This window comes from Collimonas sp. (assembly GCF_044339385.1).
GTDB lineage: Bacteria > Pseudomonadota > Gammaproteobacteria > Burkholderiales > Burkholderiaceae_D > Collimonas.
In genome coordinates, this window is record NZ_JBIIVN010000162.1 from 1 (window position 1) to 5852 (window position 5852).

General features: G+C 53.5%; 5 protein-coding genes and 1 pseudogene. 5 read left to right on the top strand and 1 reads right to left on the bottom strand.

The window, feature by feature from the left end; all coding sequences use genetic code 11:
- Nucleotides 1-42 precede the first annotated feature (42 nt).
- Nucleotides 43-189 carry a hypothetical protein gene (locus ACIQ0R_RS10800; RefSeq protein ID WP_395827120.1) on the bottom strand — a complete coding sequence of 49 codons (147 nt, stop codon included), beginning with the start codon at nt 187-189 and terminating at the stop codon, nt 43-45.
- A gap of 60 nt (nt 190-249) precedes the next feature.
- Between ACIQ0R_RS10800 and phaC the strand changes: the two genes are divergently transcribed.
- The 5 genes and pseudogenes from phaC to ACIQ0R_RS10825 all read left to right on the top strand — a co-directional run bounded on the left by phaC (nt 250) and on the right by ACIQ0R_RS10825 (nt 5593).
- On the top strand, nt 250-2028 hold the full coding sequence (gene phaC, locus ACIQ0R_RS10805) for a class I poly(R)-hydroxyalkanoic acid synthase (RefSeq protein ID WP_395827123.1): 1779 nt from the start codon (nt 250-252) through the stop codon (nt 2026-2028).
- A 90-nt stretch (nt 2029-2118) separates the two neighbouring features.
- Nucleotides 2119-2859 carry a 3-ketoacyl-ACP reductase gene (locus tag ACIQ0R_RS10810; protein ID WP_395827126.1) on the top strand — a complete coding sequence of 247 codons (741 nt, stop codon included), beginning with the start codon at nt 2119-2121 and terminating at the stop codon, nt 2857-2859.
- A 197-nt stretch (nt 2860-3056) separates the two neighbouring features.
- Nucleotides 3057-3617, top strand: coding sequence for a polyhydroxyalkanoate synthesis repressor PhaR (gene phaR, locus ACIQ0R_RS10815; RefSeq protein WP_395827129.1), 561 nt, complete (start codon nt 3057-3059; stop codon nt 3615-3617).
- A 112-nt stretch (nt 3618-3729) separates the two neighbouring features.
- Nucleotides 3730-5138: pseudogene (gene rimO / locus ACIQ0R_RS10820) on the top strand (30S ribosomal protein S12 methylthiotransferase RimO).
- A 14-nt stretch (nt 5139-5152) separates the two neighbouring features.
- Nucleotides 5153-5593 carry a hypothetical protein gene (locus ACIQ0R_RS10825; RefSeq protein WP_395827133.1) on the top strand — a complete coding sequence of 147 codons (441 nt, stop codon included), beginning with the start codon at nt 5153-5155 and terminating at the stop codon, nt 5591-5593.
- Nucleotides 5594-5852: the final 259 nt, after the last annotated feature.

The window sequence follows — 5852 nt, forward strand, 5'->3', positions numbered from 1 at the left end:
TTCACCCTGCCAGTATTTAGATGACTGGCTCACTGAGCAACATCAGGAAAAACAGGCGGCATAAAAGCCACCTGTTGGACGACGAAAAATCGAGGGAAGCTCAAAGGTCATCAGGGCGGCAATCACGGAAGACTCCGTAATGGCCATCATGAAGACAACGCAAATCCAAGCGATGGCGACGATGTACATACGAATTTGTTCGAGTTTCAGAGTTAATCCGATAAGGTACGCCAAAACAACGGTCGCAGCATGAATAAGCCAATTTTTCCTGTCTTCGATCCCGCCGCACTATCGCAACTTTCGCGGCAATTCAACCAATCGCTCAATCCACAATTCCTCCAGCAGCTTGGTAAGGTAGCTGATGCCAATCTGTTTCTGGATTGGATCAATGGTGCCGCCAGGAATGGCAACGGCGCGACCGCAGCCAGCGACTTCGGCGATCATGGGATTGCGTTGGATCCGCTGGTATTGGAAAAACTGCAAGCGCAATACACGCAGCAGCTGACGTCGTTATGGCAGGACATGCTGGCTTCACGCTCGCCTGCCATCGCCGACCGCCGCTTCAATGCCACGGCCTGGCATGACAATCCGCTGTATGCGTTCAACGCTGCAGCCTATCTGCTGAATGCACAGTTTCTGACGGCGATGGTCGATGCGCTGGAGGCGCCACCGAAGGTGAAGCGGAAAATCGGCTTCACGGTGCAGCAACTGATCGATGCGATGGCGCCGTCGAATTTCCTGGCAACCAATCCGGTAGCCCAGCAAAAAATTGTAGAGACCAATGGTCAGAGCCTGACCAAAGGTATCGCCCAACTGATCGCCGATATGCAAAAGGGGCGGGTCTCGCAGACCGACGAGTCAGCGTTTGAGGTCGGCAAGGATGTTGCCACGACCGCCGGTGCGGTGGTCTTTGAAAATCAGCTGTTCCAGCTGATTCAGTACGCGCCGCTGACCAGGAAGGTATATCAACGGCCGTTGTTGATCGTGCCGCCTTGCATCAATAAATTCTATATTCTGGACTTGCAGCCGCAAAACTCACTGGTGCGCTACGCCGTGGAGCAGGGACATACCGTGTTCCTGATCTCCTGGCGCAATGCCGATGAATCGCTGGGGCATGCCACCTGGGACCAATATATTGATGAAGCGGTAATCAAGTCGATTCAGGTGGTGCAGGATATTTCAGGTCAGGACAAGATCAATGCATTGGGCTTTTGTGTCGGCGGCACCTTGCTCTCTACTGCGCTGGCAAAATTGGCTGCGGAGAAAGCCAATCCGGTTGCCAGCCTGACCTTACTCACTGCATTCCTTGATTTCAGCGACACCGGTATGCTGGATGTGTATATCGACGATATGCAGATTCGCATACGTGAACAAGCCATCGGCCATGGCGGCCTGATGCCGGCGCGCGAATTCGCTTCGGCATTTTCCAGCCTGCGGCCGAACGACCTGTTATGGAACTATGTCGAATCGAATTACCTCAAAGGTGAAGAGCCGACGCCATTCGATTTGTTGTATTGGAACGCCGATAGCACCAATTTGCCCGGGCCGATGTTTTGTTGTTACCTGCGCAATATGTATTTGGATAACGCCCTCAGAGATCCTGGCCGGTTGACGGTACATGGAACCAAGATCGATCTGGGCAAGATTGATGCACCGGCTTTCATCTACGCCTCGCGCGAGGACCATATTGTGCCGTGGACGTCGGCCTACGCGTCGACCAAGTTATTGAATCCGAACAAACCGGCGCGCAACCGTTTCGTGCTTGGCGCCTCCGGCCATATCGCAGGGGTGATTAACCCGCCGGCCAGACACAAGCGTAGCTATTGGACTAATCCAAAAACCGGCGGCGATGCCGATTCCTGGTTGGCAGCCGCGGTCGAGCATCCTGGCAGCTGGTGGACAGAGTGGGCCGAATTTTTGGCTCAACACGCTGGTAAGCAGGTGGCGGCACCTCGCAAATCAGGAAATGCCAAACATGACGTGATCGAACCGGCTCCCGGCAGATATGTCAAAGTCAGAGCAGAATAAAAGAAGATGCATCCGATGCGCAAAGCGGGCAGGATAAGTAGAAGATAGGCATTACATCGTTTTTGAATTATTTTTTGAAGGAGACAAAAGATGGCAAAGCGAATCGTTTATGTGACCGGGGGTATGGGGGGAATCGGTACCCCGATTTGTACTCGTCTTTGCACAGATGGCCACACAGTGGTGGCCGGTTGCGGGCCGAATTCTGCGCGTAAGGACAAATGGCTGGCCGATATGCGGGCCAAGGGTTTTGATATCCATGCTTCAGAGGGCAACGTCTCCAGTTGGGACTCGGCCAAGGCAGCATTTGATAAGGTCAAGGCAGAGGTTGGCGAGATAGATATTCTGATCAATAACGCAGGCATTACGCGTGACGGCCAGTTCCGCAAGATGTCCAAGGCCGATTGGGATGCGGTGATCGACACTAATCTGAATTCCCTCTTCAACGTCACCAAGCAGGTCATCGACAGCATGGCCGATCGCGGTTGGGGGCGGATTGTCAATATATCGTCCGTCAATGGCCAGAAGGGTCAGTTCGGCCAGACCAACTACTCCACTGCCAAGGCGGGCATCCATGGCTTCACCATGGCGCTGGCGCAGGAAGTGGCAACCAAGGGGGTGACCGTCAACACAGTTTCGCCGGGTTATGTCGGGACCGATATGGTGCGCTCGATCCAGCCTGATGTGTTGGAGAAGATTGTCGCCGGGATTCCGGTCAAGCGTTTGGGTGAGCCGGAGGAAATCGCCTCCATTATTTCCTGGATCGTGTCGGAGGAGGGTGGCTATGCAACCGGTTCCGATTTCTCGCTTAACGGCGGTTTGCACATGGGATAAATCCTGATCAGCCGCGCAGACGGCCGGTTTGTCTGCTCGGTTGTGCGGGATATGTCGCACAAATTGCAGCGTAATAAAACTGCCGACACCATCGGCTGTTTATGCTTTGCGCAATATACTGGGCTGTGCTGTAGCAAACTGAGATTTGCAATGCGAAACATATGAAATGCGTTATGGCGCAGTAACCTGGGACTGAAATGACTACTACAAAAAAGATGTCTGAACGTTTGATCAAAAAGTATCCGAACCGCCGCTTGTACGACACGCAAACCAGTTCATACATCACATTGACGGATGTTAAGCAACTGGTATTGGACAACGAAGAATTCGCTGTGCTTGATGCCAAGACCGATGACGATCTGACGCGGAGTATTCTGTTGCAGATTATCCTGGAAGAAGAATCCAACGGCACGCCGATGTTTTCCAGTGCTACCTTATCACAGATCATTCGCTACTACGGCCATGCAATGCAGGGCATGATGGGCTCCTACCTGGAAAAAAATATTCAGGCTTTCATCGATATCCAAAACAAGCTGGCCGAAAACTCGAAGGGTTTTTACGAAGGCAAACCGTTCAGCCCGGAAATGTGGACCCAGTTCATGAACGTGCAAGGGCCGATGATGCAAGGAATGATGAGTAACTATATCGAGCAAAGTAAAGGTTTGTTCATCCAGATGCAGGAGCAGATGCAGAACCAGACCAAGAATATGTTCGGTACTTTCCCCTTTGCGCCGCCGCCCGACAAGCCAAAAAAATAAAGCCGCAGCAGCGCCCGACATCAGTGCCACAAAGAGTTTTTAGCGTTCATTCAAGGTAACCATGGCAGTGGAAGGGGTACAATAGCGACTTTGCTTTGACCCCATCTTCGCCATGTCCAATGTCATTCCCGCAGCGCCAGCTGCGTCAGCTACAGCACTAGTCGTTGCCCCAAAAGTCGGTTTCGTTTCCCTTGGTTGCCCTAAGGCACTGGTCGATTCCGAACAAATTCTGAACCAGTTACGTACAGAGGGTTATGAAACTGCCAAGTCCTACGAGGGGGCCGACCTGGTCATCGTCAATACCTGCGGTTTCATTGACGCTGCGGTACAAGAGTCGCTGGATGCGATTGGCGAAGCATTGAGCGAAAACGGTAAGGTTATCGTTACCGGCTGCTTGGGTGCGAAGAAAGACGCCGACGGCGATGACATCATCCAAAAGATCCATCCCAAAGTGCTGGAAGTCACTGGCCCGCATGCCGTCGGTGAAGTCATGTTCGCGGTACACAAGCATTTGCCGAAGCCACATGCGCCTTTTATCGATTTGCTGCCGCCGCAAGGCATCAAGCTGACACCCAAACATTTCGCTTACCTGAAAATTTCGGAAGGCTGCAATCACCGTTGCAGTTTTTACATTACTCCTTCGATGCGTGGTGATCTGGTCTCGCGCCCGATTGCCGATGTCATGCTGGAAGCGGAAAATCTGTTCAAGGCCGGCGTCAAGGAATTGCTGGTCATTTCGCAAGACACCAGCGCCTACGGGGTCGACGTAAAATTCCGCATGGGTTTCTGGAGCGGCAAGCCGGTCAAGACCCATATGACGCAATTGGTGACCGCGCTGGGCGAACTGGCGGCGCAATACGGCGCCTGGGTCCGCCTGCACTATGTCTATCCTTATCCCCACGTCGACCAGATCATTCCGCTGATGGCTGATGGCTGATGGCTGAGGGCAAGGTGCTGCCATATCTGGACGTGCCGTTGTAGCATGCGCATCCCGATGTGCTCAAGCGCATGAAGCGCCCAGCCAGCGGCGAAAAGAATATCGAGCGAATTCAGGCCTGGCGCGCCATGTGCCCGCATCTGACGATACGTTCCACTTTTATCGCCGGCTTCCCTGGCGAAACCGAAGCAGAATTTGAATACCTGCTGGACTTCCTGAAAGAGGCTGAAATTGATCGCCTCGGCTGCTTTGCCTATTCCCCGGTCGAAGGCGCAACTGCTAACGCGTTGGATAATCCTGTGCCGGAAGAACTGCGTGAAGAGCGCCGTGGCCGTGTGATGCAGTTGCAGGAAGAAATTTCCAAGAAGCGTCTGCAAGCCAAGGTCGGCAAGACCATGCGCGTGCTGATCGACTCGGTTGACCGCAACGGCGGCGTTGGCCGCTCCAGCGCCGATGCCCCGGAAATCGACGGCGTGGTCTACGTCAAGCCCCCTTATGAGCCGCACAAGAGGCTGGTGGTCGGTGAGTTTGTCGACGTCACGATCACGGCATCCGATGCGCACGACCTGTGGGCCGCTGCATGATGTTTTGCAGGGCCATGGTTGTTGCGGCATTGTTGCTCGGATTGACTGCTACGCCGGTATTTGCGGATGGCGATAAGGTCACTGCTGCATCTGCCGCTTCTACTGCGTCTGCCGCCCCTGTCGATACAGCGCCCGGTTTGTTTGCCAAGCCGCTGACCCTGCGCGGCACGCTTGGCGATGCACAGATTGAAATGCATCTGCAACTCAAGCCGGATCCGTCCGAGGGTATTCAGGGTAGCTATCTGATCGTTGGACAATCCAATCAGATACTACTGGCCGGCGAAGCGGAAAATACCGATGTCATCATGGAAGAATCGATTAATGGCAAGGATGTCTCCGGAGAATGGGCGGGTCAACTGGTCGGCAATACTTTCAGCGGCACCTGGTCCACTACCGACGATGCGCTGACCGAGTCGTTCGTACTGAGGGTTCAGTCCGCCAGCCAGGAAAAATAGGCGCTTCAACTAAAAAACGATCCTCTGGTTTTAGGCTGTGCGTTGCAGCGAAACGGTTTTTGACGCCGTAAAATATTCATTGAACAGGTTATGCAGATGAAGAAGAAACCCCCCCCAAACCACATTGATGCACAGCGACTACCAGGCTCCCAAAGGGTTTGAGCTTCCCTCGATTTTTCGTCTTCCAACAGGTGGCTTTTATGCCGCCTGTTTTTCCTGATGTTGCTCAGTGAGCCAGTCATCTAAATACTGGCAGGGT

Coding starts and splice junctions, on each gene's coding strand:
- ACIQ0R_RS10800 (WP_395827120.1), bottom strand. CDS start 189: ATGTACATCGTCGCCATCGCTTGGATTTGCGTTGTCTTCATGATGGCC.
- phaC (WP_395827123.1), top strand. CDS start 250: ATGAATAAGCCAATTTTTCCTGTCTTCGATCCCGCCGCACTATCGCAA.
- ACIQ0R_RS10810 (WP_395827126.1), top strand. CDS start 2,119: ATGGCAAAGCGAATCGTTTATGTGACCGGGGGTATGGGGGGAATCGGT.
- phaR (WP_395827129.1), top strand. CDS start 3,057: ATGACTACTACAAAAAAGATGTCTGAACGTTTGATCAAAAAGTATCCG.
- ACIQ0R_RS10825 (WP_395827133.1), top strand. CDS start 5,153: ATGGTTGTTGCGGCATTGTTGCTCGGATTGACTGCTACGCCGGTATTT.